General features: G+C 71.9%; 14 protein-coding genes. 12 read left to right on the plus strand and 2 right to left on the minus strand.

Annotated elements, in window-relative coordinates; genetic code table 11:
- Window positions 1-26 precede the first annotated feature (26 nt).
- From ACLB9X_RS26375 to ACLB9X_RS26420, 10 genes are all read left to right on the plus strand, one after another.
- Window positions 27-947, plus strand: a complete 921-nt coding sequence (locus tag ACLB9X_RS26375; RefSeq protein WP_410362893.1) for a Rossmann-like and DUF2520 domain-containing protein — start codon at window positions 27-29, stop codon at window positions 945-947.
- Window positions 944-1,969, plus strand: coding sequence for a pantoate--beta-alanine ligase (gene panC / locus ACLB9X_RS26380; RefSeq protein WP_410362894.1), 1,026 nt, complete (start codon window positions 944-946; stop codon window positions 1,967-1,969). The genes ACLB9X_RS26375 and panC overlap by 4 nt, the downstream gene beginning before the upstream one ends.
- The gene (locus ACLB9X_RS26385; protein ID WP_410362895.1) at window positions 1,966-3,666 is read left to right on the plus strand and encodes an L-aspartate oxidase; all 1,701 of its coding nucleotides are present in this window, start codon (window positions 1,966-1,968) and stop codon (window positions 3,664-3,666) included. Before panC ends, ACLB9X_RS26385 begins: the two co-directional genes overlap by 4 nt.
- Complete coding sequence (nadC, locus tag ACLB9X_RS26390; protein WP_410362896.1) at window positions 3,663-4,670, plus strand: carboxylating nicotinate-nucleotide diphosphorylase; 1,008 nt, start codon at window positions 3,663-3,665, stop codon at window positions 4,668-4,670. The genes ACLB9X_RS26385 and nadC overlap by 4 nt, the downstream gene beginning before the upstream one ends.
- Complete coding sequence (locus ACLB9X_RS26395; RefSeq protein ID WP_410362897.1) at window positions 4,670-5,467, plus strand: type III pantothenate kinase; 798 nt, start codon at window positions 4,670-4,672, stop codon at window positions 5,465-5,467. Before nadC ends, ACLB9X_RS26395 begins: the two co-directional genes overlap by 1 nt.
- A gap of 100 nt (window positions 5,468-5,567) precedes the next feature.
- Window positions 5,568-6,224: a hypothetical protein gene (locus ACLB9X_RS26400; RefSeq protein ID WP_410362898.1), complete on the plus strand. Its 657-nt coding sequence runs from the start codon at window positions 5,568-5,570 to the stop codon at window positions 6,222-6,224.
- A gap of 14 nt (window positions 6,225-6,238) precedes the next feature.
- Window positions 6,239-6,412, plus strand: coding sequence for a hypothetical protein (locus ACLB9X_RS26405; RefSeq protein ID WP_177149520.1), 174 nt, complete (start codon window positions 6,239-6,241; stop codon window positions 6,410-6,412).
- A gap of 101 nt (window positions 6,413-6,513) precedes the next feature.
- The gene (locus ACLB9X_RS26410) at window positions 6,514-6,909 is read left to right on the plus strand and encodes a BlaI/MecI/CopY family transcriptional regulator (RefSeq protein WP_410362899.1); all 396 of its coding nucleotides are present in this window, start codon (window positions 6,514-6,516) and stop codon (window positions 6,907-6,909) included.
- Between the two features lie 9 nt (window positions 6,910-6,918).
- A complete protein-coding gene (locus tag ACLB9X_RS26415; protein WP_410362900.1) occupies window positions 6,919-7,446 on the plus strand; it encodes an amino-acid N-acetyltransferase in 528 nt (175 codons plus the stop codon).
- 144 nt (window positions 7,447-7,590) lie between these two features.
- Window positions 7,591-7,926, plus strand: a complete 336-nt coding sequence (locus ACLB9X_RS26420; RefSeq protein WP_307714162.1) for a histone-like nucleoid-structuring protein Lsr2 — start codon at window positions 7,591-7,593, stop codon at window positions 7,924-7,926.
- Here the strand turns inward: ACLB9X_RS26420 and ACLB9X_RS26425 are convergent.
- Window positions 7,905-8,465 (minus strand): SCO3374 family protein, encoded by a 561-nt coding sequence (locus ACLB9X_RS26425; protein ID WP_410362932.1) that lies wholly within the window; start codon window positions 8,463-8,465, stop codon window positions 7,905-7,907. The genes ACLB9X_RS26420 and ACLB9X_RS26425 overlap by 22 nt on opposite strands.
- A 430-nt stretch (window positions 8,466-8,895) precedes the next feature.
- Here ACLB9X_RS26425 and ACLB9X_RS26430 point away from each other — a divergent pair, with 430 nt between their 5' ends.
- The gene (locus ACLB9X_RS26430) at window positions 8,896-11,421 is read left to right on the plus strand and encodes an ATP-dependent Clp protease ATP-binding subunit (RefSeq protein ID WP_410362901.1); all 2,526 of its coding nucleotides are present in this window, start codon (window positions 8,896-8,898) and stop codon (window positions 11,419-11,421) included.
- Window positions 11,422-11,778: 357 nt separating this feature from the next.
- On the opposite strand, the gene dacB is transcribed toward ACLB9X_RS26430, so the two are convergent.
- Window positions 11,779-13,380 carry a D-alanyl-D-alanine carboxypeptidase/D-alanyl-D-alanine-endopeptidase gene (gene dacB, locus ACLB9X_RS26435; RefSeq protein ID WP_410362902.1) on the minus strand — a complete coding sequence of 534 codons (1,602 nt, stop codon included), beginning with the start codon at window positions 13,378-13,380 and terminating at the stop codon, window positions 11,779-11,781.
- Between the two features lie 545 nt (window positions 13,381-13,925).
- Here dacB and ACLB9X_RS26440 point away from each other — a divergent pair.
- On the plus strand, window positions 13,926-14,651 hold the full coding sequence (locus ACLB9X_RS26440; protein WP_410362903.1) for a M23 family metallopeptidase: 726 nt from the start codon (window positions 13,926-13,928) through the stop codon (window positions 14,649-14,651).
- Window positions 14,652-14,798 lie beyond the last annotated feature (147 nt).

A 14,798-nucleotide genomic window follows, 5' to 3' on the forward strand; every position in this document is an offset into this window, starting at 1 on the left:
CGGACTGGAACGGAAGGCACCGACGCGTGAACGCCACACCACCACAGGAACCGCTCGACCCGCGGGACCGCCCCGCCCGGTTGACCGTGGGCGTGGTCGGGGCGGGCCGCGTCGGCCCCGCCCTCGCCGCCTCGCTCCAGCTGGCCGGGCACCGGCCGGTGGCCGTCTCGGGTGTCTCGGACGCCTCCCTGCGCCGGGCCGCCGAGATGCTCCCGGACGTGCCCCTCGTGCCGCCCGCCGAGGTGCTCGCCCGTGCCGAGCTCGTGCTGCTCACGGTCCCCGACGACGCGCTGCCCGGCCTCGTCGACGGCCTGGCCGCCGCGGGCGCGGTGCGGCCGGGTCAGCTGCTCGTGCACACCTCGGGCCGGTTCGGCGCCAAGGTGCTCGACGCGGCGACCCGCGTCGGCGCCCTGCCGCTCGCGCTGCACCCGGCCATGACGTTCACGGGGACGGCCGTGGACGTGCAGCGGCTCGCGGGCTGCTCGTTCGGCGTGACCGCGCCCGAGGAGCTGCGGCTCGCGGCCGAGGCGCTGGTCATCGAGATGGGCGGCGAGCCCGAGTGGATCGAGGAGGCGGCCCGCCCGCTGTACCACGCGGCCCTCGCGCTCGGGGCGAACCACCTCGTCACCCTGGTCGCCCAGTCCATGGAGCTGCTGCGCGCGGCCGGGGTCGCGGCCCCGGACCGGATGCTCGGCCCGCTCCTCGGCGCGGCCCTGGACAACGCGCTGCGTTCGGGCGACGCCGCCCTGACCGGCCCCGTCGCCCGCGGCGACGCGGGCACCGTCGCGGCGCACGTCGCCGAGCTGCGCAAGCACGCTCCCGCCGCCGTCGCCGGATATCTGGCCATGGCCCGCACGACCGCGGACCGGGCCCTCGCACACGGCATGCTCAAGCCGGAGCTCGCCGAAGACCTGCTGGGCGTCCTCGCGGAGGGGGACCTGCGATGAGCCGTAAGACCAGGCGCGACGTCGAACTGGTGCCGACACGGGAGGACCTCGGGTACGTCGTCGAGCACTACGCCGTCCCCGGCCGCACCGCCGTCGTGATGACCATGGGCGCGCTGCACGAGGGCCATGCCGGGCTCGTCCGGGCCGCCCGTGAGCACGTCGGCGACAAGGGCTTCGTCATCGTCACCGTCTTCGTCAACCCGCTGCAGTTCGGCGCGGGCGAGGACCTCGACCGCTACCCGCGCACGCTGGACGCGGACCTGGCCGTGGCCCAGGAGGCGGGCGCCGACGTGGTGTTCGCCCCGTCCGTCGACGAGGTCTACCCGGGCGGCGAGCCGCAGGTGCGGATCACCGCGGGCCCCATGGGCGGCGTGCTGGAGGGCAGGACGCGTCCCGGCCACTTCGACGGCATGCTCACCGTCGTCGCCAAGCTGCTGCACCTCACCTCGCCGGACGTCGCGCTGTTCGGCCAGAAGGACGCCCAGCAGCTCGCCCTGATCCGCCGCATGGTCCAGGACCTGAACTTCCCCGTGGAGATCGTGGGCGTGCCCACCGTCCGCGAGGACAGCGGCCTCGCCCGCTCCAGCCGCAACGCCTACCTCTCGCACGCCGAGCGGCGGACCGCGCTCGCCCTGTCGCGCGCGCTGTTCGCCGCCCGCGACCGCCTCGCCGCGCAGCAGGCGCTGCACGCGCGGGCCGAGGCCGTCCACGCCGCGCCCGCCCGCGCCGCCGCCCTGTCCGCGATGGGCGAGGCCAGGGCCGCCGCCGACGCCCACGCGGTGGCGCAGGCCGCCCCGCCGGGCGGCGCGGACGCCGTGCGGGCCGCGGCCCGCGCCGTGCTGGACGAGGCCGCGCAGGCCGACCCGCCGCTCGTGCTCGACTACGTGGCCCTCGTCGACCCCGCCACCTTCACGGAGGTGCCCGACGACCACACCGGTGAGGCGGTCCTCGCCGTCGCCGCCAAGGTCGGCACGACCCGCCTGATCGACAACATCCCGCTGACCTTCGGAGCCCAGCAGTGACCGGAATACGGCTGACCGCCCCCGCCCCCGGCTGGGCCATCGAGGCCGACGTCGTCGTGGTCGGCTCCGGAGTCGCCGGCCTCACCGCGGCCCTGCGGTGCGCCGCGTCTGGCCTGAGCACCGTCGTGGTCACCAAGGCCCGCCTCGACGACGGCTCCACCCGCTGGGCGCAGGGCGGCATCGCCGCGGCGCTCGGCGAGGGCGACACCCCCGGGCAGCACCTCGACGACACCCTCGTCGCGGGTGCGGGCCTGTGCGACGAGGAGGCGGTACGCACCCTGGTCACCGAGGGCCCCGACGCCGTGCGGCGGCTGATCGGCACCGGCGCGCGATTCGACACCGACCCGGCGTCCGGCGAGATCGAGCTCACCCGCGAGGGCGGCCACCACCGCCGGCGCATCGCGCACGCGGGCGGCGACGCCACCGGCGCCGAGATCTCCCGCGCCCTGGTCGACGCCGTGCGCGACCAGGGACTGCGCACCATCGAGAACGCTCTGGTGCTCGACCTGCTCACCGACCCCGACGGCCGCACGGCGGGCATCACGCTGCATGTCATGGGCGAGGGCCAGCACGACGGCGTGGGCGCCGTGCACGCCCCCACGGTGGTGCTCGCGACCGGCGGCATGGGCCAGGTCTTCTCGGCCACCACCAATCCCGCCGTCTCGACCGGCGACGGCGTGGCGCTCGCGCTGCGCGCCGGGGCCGAGGTCTCGGACCTGGAGTTCGTGCAGTTCCACCCCACCGTCCTGTTCCTCGGCGCGGACAGCGAGGGCCAGCAGCCGCTGGTGTCCGAGGCGGTACGGGGCGAGGGCGCGTATCTCGTGGACGCGGACGGGGTCCGCTTCATGACCGGGCAGCACGAGCTGGCCGAGCTCGCCCCCCGGGACATCGTCGCCAAGGGCATCATGCGCCGGATGCAGGAGCAGGGCGCCGCGCACATGTACCTGGACGCCCGCCACTTCGGCACCGAGATGTGGGAGAACCGGTTCCCCACGATCCTGGCCGCCTGCCGCGCCCACGGCATCAACCCGGTGACCGAGCCGATCCCGGTCGCCCCGGCGGCCCACTACGCCTCCGGCGGCGTCCGCACCGACCTGCACGGCCGGACCACCGTCCCGGGCCTGTACGCGTGCGGTGAGGTGGCCTGCACGGGCGTCCACGGCGCCAACCGCCTGGCGTCCAACTCCCTCCTGGAGGGCCTGGTCTTCGCCGAGCGGATCGCGGCCGACGTCGCGGCCCGCACGGACGCCCGCGCCGGTGCGCCCCGGGAGGCGGCCTGCGACACGGTCCCGCTGCTCGCGCCCGAGGAGCGTCGCGAGATCCAGCGGATCATGACCCACGGCGCCGGCGTGATCAGGACGGCGGCCAGCCTGGACGACGCGGCCGACGCCCTGGACGCGCTGTCGCTGAACGCGGCCCACGACGCCGACGGTCCCAAGGCGGCCGAGCCCGGCGTCGAGTCCTGGGAGGCCACCAACCTGCTTCTCGTCTCCCGGGTCCTCGTCGCCGCGGCCCGCGAGCGCGCCGAGACCCGCGGGTGCCACTGGCGCGAGGACCACCCCGACCGCGACGACGCCGGCTGGCGCCGGCACATCACGGTGCGTCTCACGCCCGACCGCCGCCTCGTCCCACGGCGTACCGCCAGTGAAGCCTTTCCGCCCGTAACGCCCATCGCCCCCAGGGAGCCGCAACCGTGACCACGCCCGAAGAACGTCCAGAGCCCGTGGACGTGCCGCTGATCCAGATCGGCGCCCCCGCCGACGGCACGGGCTGCGGCGACGGCTGCGGCTGCGCCGACGAGACGTACGAGAGCGGCCTCGACCCCGCGCTCGCCGAGCTGCTGGCCGCGGCCGGCCTCGACCCTGTGCAGGTCGAGGACATCGCTCACCTCGCCATCGAGGAGGACCTCGACGGCGGCGTGGACGTCACCAGCGTCGCGACCGTCCCGCAGGAGGCCGTGGCCACCGGGGACTTCACGGCCCGGGAGGCGGGCACGGTCGCGGGCCTGCGCATCGCCGAGGCCGTCCTGTCGATCGTGTGCACCTCCGACTTCGAGGTCGAGCGGCACGTCGAGGACGGCGACCGCGTCGAGGCGGGACAGAAGCTGCTCTCCGTCACCGCGGGCACCCGCGACCTGCTCACCGGCGAGCGCAGCGCGCTGAACATCCTGTGCCGCCTGTCGGGCATCGCGACCGCGACGCGCGCCTGGGCCGACGTCCTCGAAGGCACCAAGGCAAAGGTGCGCGACACCCGCAAGACGACGCCCGGCCTGCGCGCCCTGGAGAAGTACGCGGTGCGCTGCGGCGGCGGCGTCAACCACCGGATGTCGCTGTCCGACGCGGCCCTGGTCAAGGACAACCACGTGGTGGCGGCGGGCGGGGTCGCCGCGGCGTTCAAGGCCGTGCGGGACCGTTTCCCCGACCTGCCGATCGAGGTCGAGGTCGACACGCTGCACCAGGTCCGCGAGGTCATCGACGCAGGCGCCGACCTGATCCTGCTGGACAACTTCACCCCGGCCGAGACCGAGGAGGCCGTCACGCTCGTGGCGGGCCGCGCGATCCTGGAGTCCTCCGGCCGCCTCACCCTGGCCAATGCCCGGGCGTACGCGGAGACGGGCGTGGACTACCTCGCGGTGGGCGCGCTCACGCACTCGTCGCCGATCCTCGACATCGGTCTCGACCTGCGCGAGGTCGACGCCTGATGCTGCTCACCATCGACGTCGGCAACACCCACACCGTCCTCGGCCTCTTCGACGGCGAGGAGATCGTCGAGCACTGGCGCATCTCCACCGACGCGCGCCGCACCGCGGACGAGCTCGCCGTCCTGATGCAGGGCCTGATGAGCATGCACCCGCTGCTCGGCGAGGAGCTGGGCGACGGCATCGAGGGCATCGCCATCTGCTCCACCGTCCCCTCGGTGCTGCACGAACTGCGCGAGGTCACCCGCCGGTACTACGGCGACGTCCCGGCGGTCCTCGTCGAGCCCGGCATCAAGACCGGCGTCCCGGTCCTGACGGACAACCCCAAGGAGGTCGGCGCGGACCGCATCATCAACGCGGCCGCGGCGGTCGACCTCTACGGGGGCCCGGCGATCGTCGTCGACTTCGGCACGGCGACCACGTTCGACGCGGTGAGCGCGCGGGGCGAGTACGTGGGCGGCGTGATCGCCCCCGGCATCGAGATCTCCGTCGACGCGCTCGGCGTCAAGGGCGCCCAGCTACGCAAGATCGAGGTCGTCCGCCCCAGGAGCGTGATCGGCAAGAACACCGTCGAGGCGATGCAGGCGGGCATCGTCTACGGCTTCGCCGGGCAGGTGGACGGCGTGGTCCACCGGATGAAGCGGGAGCTGGCGGAGGACCCGGACGACGTGACGGTGATCGCGACGGGCGGTCTGGCGCCGATGGTGCTGGGCGAGTCGTCGGCGATCGACGAGCACGAGCCGTGGCTGACGCTGATCGGTCTGCGCCTGGTCTACGAGCGGAACGTCTCGCGGCTGTGACGGCCGGGGGTGGTCGCCGGAAACCGGCACCACCGCGGGCGCAACGCCCGCGTTCGTACCATTAAACGGAATTTGTGCCGTCGGCTCGTATGGTCGGGCCATGCCCACGCCATACGGATCCCACGGCGGCATGGCGTTCGGCGCCGACGAGCTGCGAGTGCTCCGACGCGCCCTCGCCGCCGCCCTCCATCCCGCCCCCCTCGCCGACGAGGACGTCAGGGACTGCCTGCGCCTGGCCGACTCCGTCGACGAGGCCGTGTGCGAGGCGGGCCGGCTGCGGGACTTCCTCGTCGCCGACCTCGCCCGCTACCGCGCCGCCCTGCCCGGCTCCGCCGCCGGCTATCTGGAGCTCCTCCAGGAAGCGCTGGCCGCCGGCCACGAGCCCCTGACCGACGATCTCGCCGCCCTGCGCGCCCTGCGCGGCCATCCGGTGGCCGCCGCCGTGCTCCGGCGCTGCCTGGCGCTCGCCGAGCAGTCCGTGCGGGCCCGGCTCGCCCGGCAGGACGTCCCCGCGCCGGATCTCCCCGCACCGGCCGTGCACGTGCCGGCACCGGCGGGCGTCCGTCGCGGCCGGCTCCTGGCCCTGCCCGGCGGACGTGCGGCCGACGACCCGAAGAGCAAGCCGCAGCCCCAGCAGCCCCAGCAGCCGAAGCCCGCGCCGCCCGCCCCGGAGGAGCGGCCGGTTCCGAAGCCCTCGGAGGTCTTCCCGCCACGCCGCAAACCGGTGCCCCCGCCGGAGCGGCGCGCCGCCGGATAGCTACTCTGGAGGGCATGGACTACGTTTCCGCGCTCGTGCCCCCGGTGGTGATGGCCGCCTTCTTCATCGGTCTGGTCGTGACGATCGTCAAGAGCCAGGGCGGTTCGAACAAGGCCAAGGAGGACGCGGCGGTGGACGCCGCGCTCGCCCGCGCCGAGTCGGCCAAGCAGGCGGGCTCCGACGCCTGACGCGAGCGGCACAACGAGGACGTACGGCAGATTCGAGGCCGTACGTCCTTTTTGTTCCGTCAATAGGGGATGAGTCCTGGATCTCCCACTATGGTGGCAATGTGCCCCGTCAATTGGGAGAGCTCGAAGACGCCGTCATGACCCGGGTCTGGCAATGGAACCGGCCGGTCACGGTCAGGGAAGTCCTGGAAGACCTCCAGCAGGAACGGTCCATCGCCTACACCACCGTCATGACGGTAATGGACAATCTCCATCAGAAGGGCTGGGTGCGGAGGGAAGTCGAGGGGCGCGCCTATCGATATACGGCCGTCTCGACCCGGGCCGCCTACTCGGCCGCACTGATGAACGAAGCCTGGTCCCAGAGCGACAACCCCGCCGCCGCACTCGTCGCCTTCTTCGGGATGATGTCGCCCGAGCAGCGCGAGCAGCTGCAAGCCGCCATGCGCATCGTTCAGGGCGGCGAGGCCGCCGACGGCCCGGGGGTCGCGGGGCGATAGCGTCTGGCCATGCCTTATGCCGCAGCAAATGCCATCACCGTCCGGCGGGCCCGGACCAGCGATGTGCCGGACGTCCGCCGTCTCGTGGATCCGTACGTGAGTGAAGGCATCCTGCTCGACAAAGCGACGGTCACCCTTTACGAAGCCATCCAGGAGTTCTGGGTCGCGGAACGCGACGCGGACGCCAGGGTTGTCGGCTGCGGCGCCCTCCACGTGATGTGGGAAGACCTCGCCGAAGTGCGCACACTCGCCGTGGACCCGGCCTTCCAGGGGCACGGCATCGGTCATCAGGTGCTGGGCAAGCTGTTGCAGACCGCGCGCTGGCTGGGAGTGCGGAAGGTTTTCTGCCTCACCTTCGAAGTGGACTTCTTCTCCAAGCACGGCTTCGTCGAGATCGGCGAGACGCAGACTCCGGTGGACACGGATGTCTACACCGAGCTGCTGCGGTCCTATGACGAGGGTGTCGCCGAGTTCCTGGGGCTCGAACGAGTGAAGCCGAACACCTTGGGCAACAGCCGGATGCTTCTGCACCTGTGATCGCCGCAAGAGCCCGGATCTCTATGTCCGAATCGCGCACGTTTCCCGCGTTCTCAGGGTTCTGAACCTCTGCCAAGGGTTTGTGTTTTTCCAGGAAAAGCGGTTTCCTTTCCGCGTACTGCATTTTCGATGAAAGGAAATCCGGTGGCACAGAAGGTTCAGGTCCTTCTTGTCGACGACCTCGACGGTGGCGAGGCGGACGAGACGGTGACGTTCGCTCTGGACGGCAAGACCTACGAGATCGACCTCACCACCGCCAATGCGGACAAGCTCCGGAGCCTCCTCGAGCCCTACGCGAAGAACGGCCGGCGTACCGGCGGCCGTGCGGCGACCGGCCGTGGCAAGGGCCGTGCGGCGTCCGGCGGCAACAAGGACACCGCCGAGATCCGCGCCTGGGCCAAGGCGAATGGCTTCGAGGTCAACGACCGCGGCCGCGTCCCGGCGACCGTCCGCGAGGCCTACGAGAAGGCGAACGGCTGAGTTCCGCTCGGTTGCACCCGCGTGCGTCCGACACGCAGCAACCGGGCGCGGTGGCACTCCGTGGCCGCCGTGTCCACCAGCCGTACGAGATCGGGGGCATCCCCACTGTCCCCGAGTCCGGCGAGAGCCGGCAGCCGGTTCCGGCGCCCCGGCGGGCGCAGCCAGCGGGCGGCTCCCCGGACGTCGTCGCGTCCGGGCGGCGGCGGGGCGGTCATCCGCCCGCCCTCGCCCACGGCGGTCAGGTCGAGACCGACCCCGCCCCATTCGAGCCAGTCGAGCAGCCCCGGCAGCTCCTCCGCGCTCCCCGCGGCCACCAGCAGCCGCATCCTGTGCCCCTCCAGGGCCACGGGCCCGGTCCGGTCCGTCCGCCGCAGCACCGCGGCCCCGGCGTCCGCGGGCAGCTCCAGCACGTCGAAGTCCCGTCCGGTCAGCAGCTCGGCGGGTGAGCCGTCGGCCACCGCCCAGCCGAGTGTGGCGCGGTACCAGTGCGCGGCGCCGCCTTCGAGGGGCGCGCGGGGAGACGGGACGGCCAGGACCATGCCGGGGGAACGGCGCACCGGCGTCGGGGGTTACGCAGGGTGGGGGAATCACCGCGCAGCGTGTGCGAATCGGTGGTGTCGGGGCGTGCGGAGGGCGCAAGGTTGTTCGCCCTTAGCTGAGGGAATGGGTGCGCGCCGCATGGACTGTCAGTGCGGACGGGTAAGACATTCCTAGTGGGGAGGGGCGACACGCTCGCAGGGCCGTCTGGCGTTCGCCATCGGCGTACTGATGGCGGGGGTAACTGCCTGGCCTGCGGGAACATCGTCTCGCACCATCGGGTTGGAGCAGTTGTCGGCGTTCAGGGGTCAGGAGGCCACAGACGGGTGTCGGCAGTTGGAATGAGCGGTCCCCGCTTGCGGGACTAAGCTGCGGAAGGACAGGGAGGGGACCGACCCCTTACTGCCTGACCGCTCTGAGGAGCGATTAACGATGTTCGAGAGGTTCACCGACCGCGCGCGGCGGGTTGTCGTCCTGGCTCAGGAAGAAGCCCGGATGCTCAACCACAACTACATCGGCACCGAGCACATCCTCCTGGGCCTTATCCACGAGGGTGAGGGTGTCGCCGCTAAGGCCCTGGAGAGCCTCGGGATTTCGCTCGAGGCGGTCCGCCAGCAGGTGGAGGAGATCATCGGCCAGGGCCAGCAGGCCCCGTCCGGGCACATCCCCTTCACGCCCCGTGCCAAGAAGGTCCTGGAGCTGTCGCTCCGGGAGGCTCTTCAGCTGGGCCACAACTACATCGGCACCGAGCACATCCTGCTCGGCCTGATCCGCGAGGGCGAGGGCGTCGCCGCCCAGGTCCTCGTGAAGCTGGGCGCCGATCTCAACCGGGTGCGGCAGCAGGTCATCCAGCTGCTCTCCGGCTACCAGGGCAAGGAAGCCGCCACCGCAGGCGGCCCGGCCGAGGGCACCCCCTCGACCTCCCTGGTCCTCGACCAGTTCGGCCGGAACCTCACCCAGGCCGCTCGTGAGTCCAAGCTCGACCCGGTCATCGGGCGCGAGAAGGAGATCGAGCGGGTCATGCAGGTGCTGTCCCGCCGGACCAAGAACAACCCCGTGCTCATCGGCGAGCCCGGCGTCGGCAAGACGGCGGTCGTCGAGGGCCTGGCGCAGGCCATCGTCAAGGGCGAGGTGCCCGAGACCCTCAAGGACAAGCACCTCTACACCCTCGACCTGGGTGCACTGGTCGCCGGCTCCCGCTACCGCGGTGACTTCGAGGAGCGCCTGAAGAAGGTCCTCAAGGAGATCCGCACCCGCGGTGACATCATCCTGTTCATCGACGAGCTCCACACCCTCGTGGGTGCGGGCGCCGCCGAGGGCGCGATCGACGCCGCGAGCATCCTCAAGCCGATGCTGGCGCGCGGCGAGCTGCAGACCATCGGTGCCACCACGCTCGACGAGTACCGCAAGCACCTGGAGAAGGACGCGGCCCTGGAGCGCCGCTTCCAGCCCATTCAGGTCGCGGAGCCGTCGCTGCCGCACACGATCGAGATCCTCAAGGGTCTGCGCGACCGCTACGAGGCCCACCACCGGGTCTCCATCACGGACGAGGCGCTGGTCCAGGCCGCCACCCTGGCCGACCGGTACATCTCGGACCGCTTCCTGCCGGACAAGGCGATCGACCTGATCGACGAGGCCGGTTCCCGGATGCGTATCCGCCGGATGACCGCGCCGCCGGACCTGCGCGAGTTCGACGAGAAGATCGCCGGCGTGCGCCGGGACAAGGAGTCCGCGATCGACTCCCAGGACTTCGAGAAGGCGGCTTCCCTCCGCGACAAGGAGAAGCAGCTGCTGGCGGCGAAGGCCAAGCGGGAGAAGGAGTGGAAGGCCGGCGACATGGACGTCGTCGCCGAGGTCGACGGCGAGCTGATCGCCGAGGTCCTCGCCACGGCCACGGGCATCCCGGTCTTCAAGCTGACCGAGGAGGAGTCCTCGCGTCTGCTGCGCATGGAGGACGAGCTCCACAAGCGCGTCATCGGCCAGAAGGACGCCATCAAGGCGCTGTCCCAGGCTATCCGGCGTACCCGCGCCGGTCTGAAGGACCCGAAGCGCCCCGGTGGGTCGTTCATCTTCGCCGGCCCCTCCGGTGTCGGTAAGACCGAGCTCTCCAAGACGCTCGCCGAATTCCTCTTCGGCGACGAGGACGCGCTGATCTCCCTCGACATGTCGGAGTTCAGCGAGAAGCACACGGTTTCCCGTCTCTTCGGTTCCCCGCCCGGATACGTGGGTTACGAAGAGGGCGGCCAGCTCACCGAGAAGGTGCGCCGGAAGCCGTTCTCCGTCGTCCTCTTCGACGAGGTCGAGAAGGCCCACCCCGATATCTTCAATTCCCTTCTGCAGATCCTGGAGGACGGTCGGCTGACCGACTCCCAGGGCCGCGTCGTGGACTTCAAGAACACGGTCATCATCATGACGACCAACCTCGGGACCCGGGACATCTCCAAGGGCTTCAACCTGGGCTTCGCCGCCCAGGGCGACGTCAAGACCGGTTACGAGCGGATGAAGGCGAAGGTCAACGAAGAGCTCAAGCAGCACTTCCGGCCGGAGTTCCTCAACCGTGTCGACGACACGGTCGTCTTCCACCAGCTCACCGAGGAAGACATCATCCAGATCGTCGACCTCATGATCGCCAAGGTGGACGAGCGTCTGAAGGACCGGGACATGGGCATCGAGCTCAGCTCCACGGCCAAGTCGCTCCTCGCCAAGAAGGGCTACGACCCGGTCCTGGGTGCCCGGCCGCTGCGCCGGACCATCCAGCGCGAGATCGAGGACGTTCTGTCGGAGAAGATCCTCTTCGGCGAGCTGCGCCCCGGTCACATCGTGGTCGTGGACACCGAGGGCGAGGGCGAGCAGCAGAAGTTCACCTTCCGCGGCGAGGAGAAGTCGGCTCTGCCGGACGTCCCGCCGATCGAGCAGGCGGCCGGCGGCACGGGGCCGAACCTGTCGAAGGACGCGTGACGGCCCTGCCGGGCCGAGTCGTGACGGGGCCGGGCCCCGGATCCTGACGGATCCGGGGCCCGGCCCTTTGTGCGCCGCAAAGGCGGCCCCTGGGCGGGCGCGGCCGCATGGCGCGGCCCGCCGCGGGGCCGACCGCATCGGCCAGGTCCGGGGGGCGACCGCATCGGTCCGGTCTGCGGGGCCGACCGCATCGGTCCGGTCTGCGGGGCCGACCGCATCGGTCCGGTCTGCGGGGTCGACCGCATCGGTCCGGTCCGCCGGGCCTGTGGTCTCAGCCACAACCCCAGCGCCGGTCCCCGGGGCCGCGGCCCGCTTCGGCCGGGCGTCGAGGGTCGGGTCGGGCCGTCGCGGACCGGCTCAGCAGCGCGCGGGCTTGCGCCAGGAGCATTCGAGGGCGGTGTCCGGTTCCGTCGCGCGGGCACCGGTGGGCCGCGCCGTTGTGATTGTGCCCTTGGCGGTGTCCGAGGACGCCAGCGTCACCACGACCGCGTCCTCGATGCTCTTGACCGACGACGCCAGGTAGCCGTTCAGGACGACGCTGTAGACGAGCTCACGGCCGCCCGCGTCCGTGACGTACCCCGACAGCGCCGAGGCGCTGGTGAGCGAGCCCGTCTTGCCGCGGGCGTTGAGCGCGGCGGGCGTGGAGCACATCCGGGAGCGCAGGGTGCCGCCGACCGCGCGGTCCTGGGCGCACGCCACCGGCAGGGACGCGTACCAGTCCGCGTACCAGGACTCGTCGCGCACGGAGAGCAGCAGGGTGGCCAGCTCCTCGGCCGGGAAGAGGTTCATCCGCGAGAGGCCGGAGCCGTCGGCCTGGCGTAGGGACCCGGTCCGTACGCCTTCCTTCGCCAGATGACCGCCGATGGCTTTCAGGCCCGCCTCCCACGTGCCGCGGCCGGCGGCCCGGTGGCCGATGGTCTTCGTCAGGGCCTCCGCGTGCATGTTGTTCGAGAGCTTCATGAAGGGCCGCAGGAGCTCCTTGAGCGGCATGGAGCGGTGCGAGGCGAGCGTGCGGGCGCCGGGCGGGGTGGGGTGGCCCAGGCGCGGGCTGCCCGAGATCCGTACGCCGTGGGCGGCGAGCGCGTCCGCGAAGACGGCGGTGGCGTAGCCGGTGGGCTCCCACACGGTGATCCACTCCTTGGTGGGGTTCGCGCCGAGGGGGATGTCGCCGCTGACGGTGATCGTGTTGGTGCCGTGGCGGCGCTCGACCGTGAGGGTGTCGGGGCGGCCCTGCTCCACGGTCGTGCCCTGGACGTCGAGGCGCACGTAGTCGTTCGGCGGGGTCAGCTTCACGGTCGGCCGCGCGCCGGGGCGGGCACCCGGGGCGGTCTCGACGACGACCGTGCCCGAGTCGTAGTCGGTGTCGGGCGCGAGGGTGAGCGGGGAGATCTGGGCCGAGTAGTACGAGGACTCGTCGTCGGCCGCCCAGGAGCGGCCGAGGCGCTGGTCGTCGAAGCGGGTGTCGTCGGCGACGAGGCGTCCGGTGACCCGCCGGATCCCGCTCGCGGCGAGGTCGGCGGCGAGGCGCTCGTAATCCTTGGCGAGCGTCGTGGGGTCGCCGCTGCCGCGCAGGTAGAGGTCGCCGTGCAGGGTGGAGCCGTGTCGGGTGCCCGTGGTCAGGACGTCGGTGGTGTAGCGGTGCTCGGGGCCGAGGAGAGCCATGGCGGCGACGGACGTGGGGAGCTTGGTGTTGGAGGCGGGCATCAGGCGGTCGGCCGCGTCGCGCCGGTAGAGGCGCTCCCCGGTGGTGGCGTCGGCGATCACGACGCTCACCGCCCCGCCGTCGAGGCGGGCGTCGGCGAGGATCGTGTCGATCGCGTCCCCGAGGCCGGTGTCCGCGGGGCCGGCCCCCGCGGGAGAGCTGAGGGTGAGGGTGCAGGCGAGTCCGGCGACGGCGGTCCAGATCCATCCGCGGCGGAGTCCGGGGCGACGGTTCACGGGATTCATCGGTCTGCTCATGGCACGGGAGGATCCCGCAGGCGCACCCGCTCCGGAAGGACGCCTCCGGGCCGTGTCGTGTGGCCCCGGTCACCGTGAAATGTGCCGCATTCCGGGTGTCCTTCGCGTCCCTCCGGATGCCCTGAATCCGTGGCCTGGGTCACGATCCGGGGGGCTCCGGGAGGGTGCTGTCCGTGACAAGGCGCACAGGACGAATCGGACCTACTAGCCGGAATAGTGTCGTTGTGGTGCCGGTGGCGAGCTCTGCGGCCCACTGCGGGGCGGATTTTCGCCCCTTCGCCGGCCGCTGCCGCCCGAGGCGCCTTGCGCAACACGCGGGCAGGCCCCCGACATGGGGCTAAACCCCTGCCTGTAGGTATATGTCGGCCTTGTTTCGATCGCCGGTGCGGTGTTTCCCGAGGCGTCAAGAGATGCCGTTCACAGCGTCTTCGCTACGACGTGATGTCGTAGTTGAGGCATTTGAGGCGACTTGGGGGGCCGGGTTACCAATGTGGAGCCAGCCCGGCGAGCACGCCGGGTCCTTTCATGCCCGGAGGTTCTCCCGTATGTCGAAGCGCGCCATGATCCACCGTCTCCGCCCGTCCGTGCTCCGTACCCGTGGGGCCGTCGTGGCCGCCGGAATGGGCGCCGTGATGGTCGTCGGAGCCGGTGCGGGTGTCGCCTCCGCGGATGCGGGCCAGGCCACCAAGCCCACCGTCGTGGACGCCGCGTCCGCCGTCGCCGCCCAGGCCGACGCCCAGGCGAAGGCCGCCGCGCAGCTGAAGGCGGAGGCCGCGACGGCCAAGGCCGAGGCCGCCAAGAAGGCCGAGGCTGCCAAGAAGGCCGCGGCGAAGAAGGCCGCCAAGAAGCCGGCCGCGTGGGTCAAGCCCGTCAACAAGTACACGCTGACCGCGAGCTTCGCCCAGGGCGGCGCCATGTGGTCCAACAAGCACTCCGGCCAGGACTTCGCCGTTCCGGTCGGCACCCCGGTCAAGGCCGCCGGCGCCGGTACGGTCGTCAAGGCCGGCCCGAACGGCGGCGGCGACGGCCCCGCGTACGGCAACGCCGTCGTGATCAAGCACGCCAACGGCAAGTACTCGCAGTATGCGCACCTGTCGGTGATCAACGTCTCCATCGGCTCGACCGTGAAGGCCGGCCAGACGATCGCCAAGTCGGGCAACACCGGAAACTCGTCCGGCCCGCACCTGCACTTCGAGATCCGTACGACCCCGAACTACGGCTCGGCGCTCAACCCGGTGTCCTTCCTGCGCACCGTCGGGGTCACCATCTGACGCACCCCGAAGCGCTCGGCCCCGCGCGCAGCGCGCCCGGCGACCTCATCGAGGGCGACCCCGAGGACGGCATCACGCCGCTCCTCGCGGTCGCCCTCGACGTCGTTGCGCGTCCGCGGCGCGGTGTCCGCCGGGGGAGCCGCCCCG

Origin of the sequence: Streptomyces sp. 5K101 (assembly GCF_046506645.1) — a bacterium.
GTDB lineage: Bacteria > Actinomycetota > Actinomycetes > Streptomycetales > Streptomycetaceae > Streptomyces.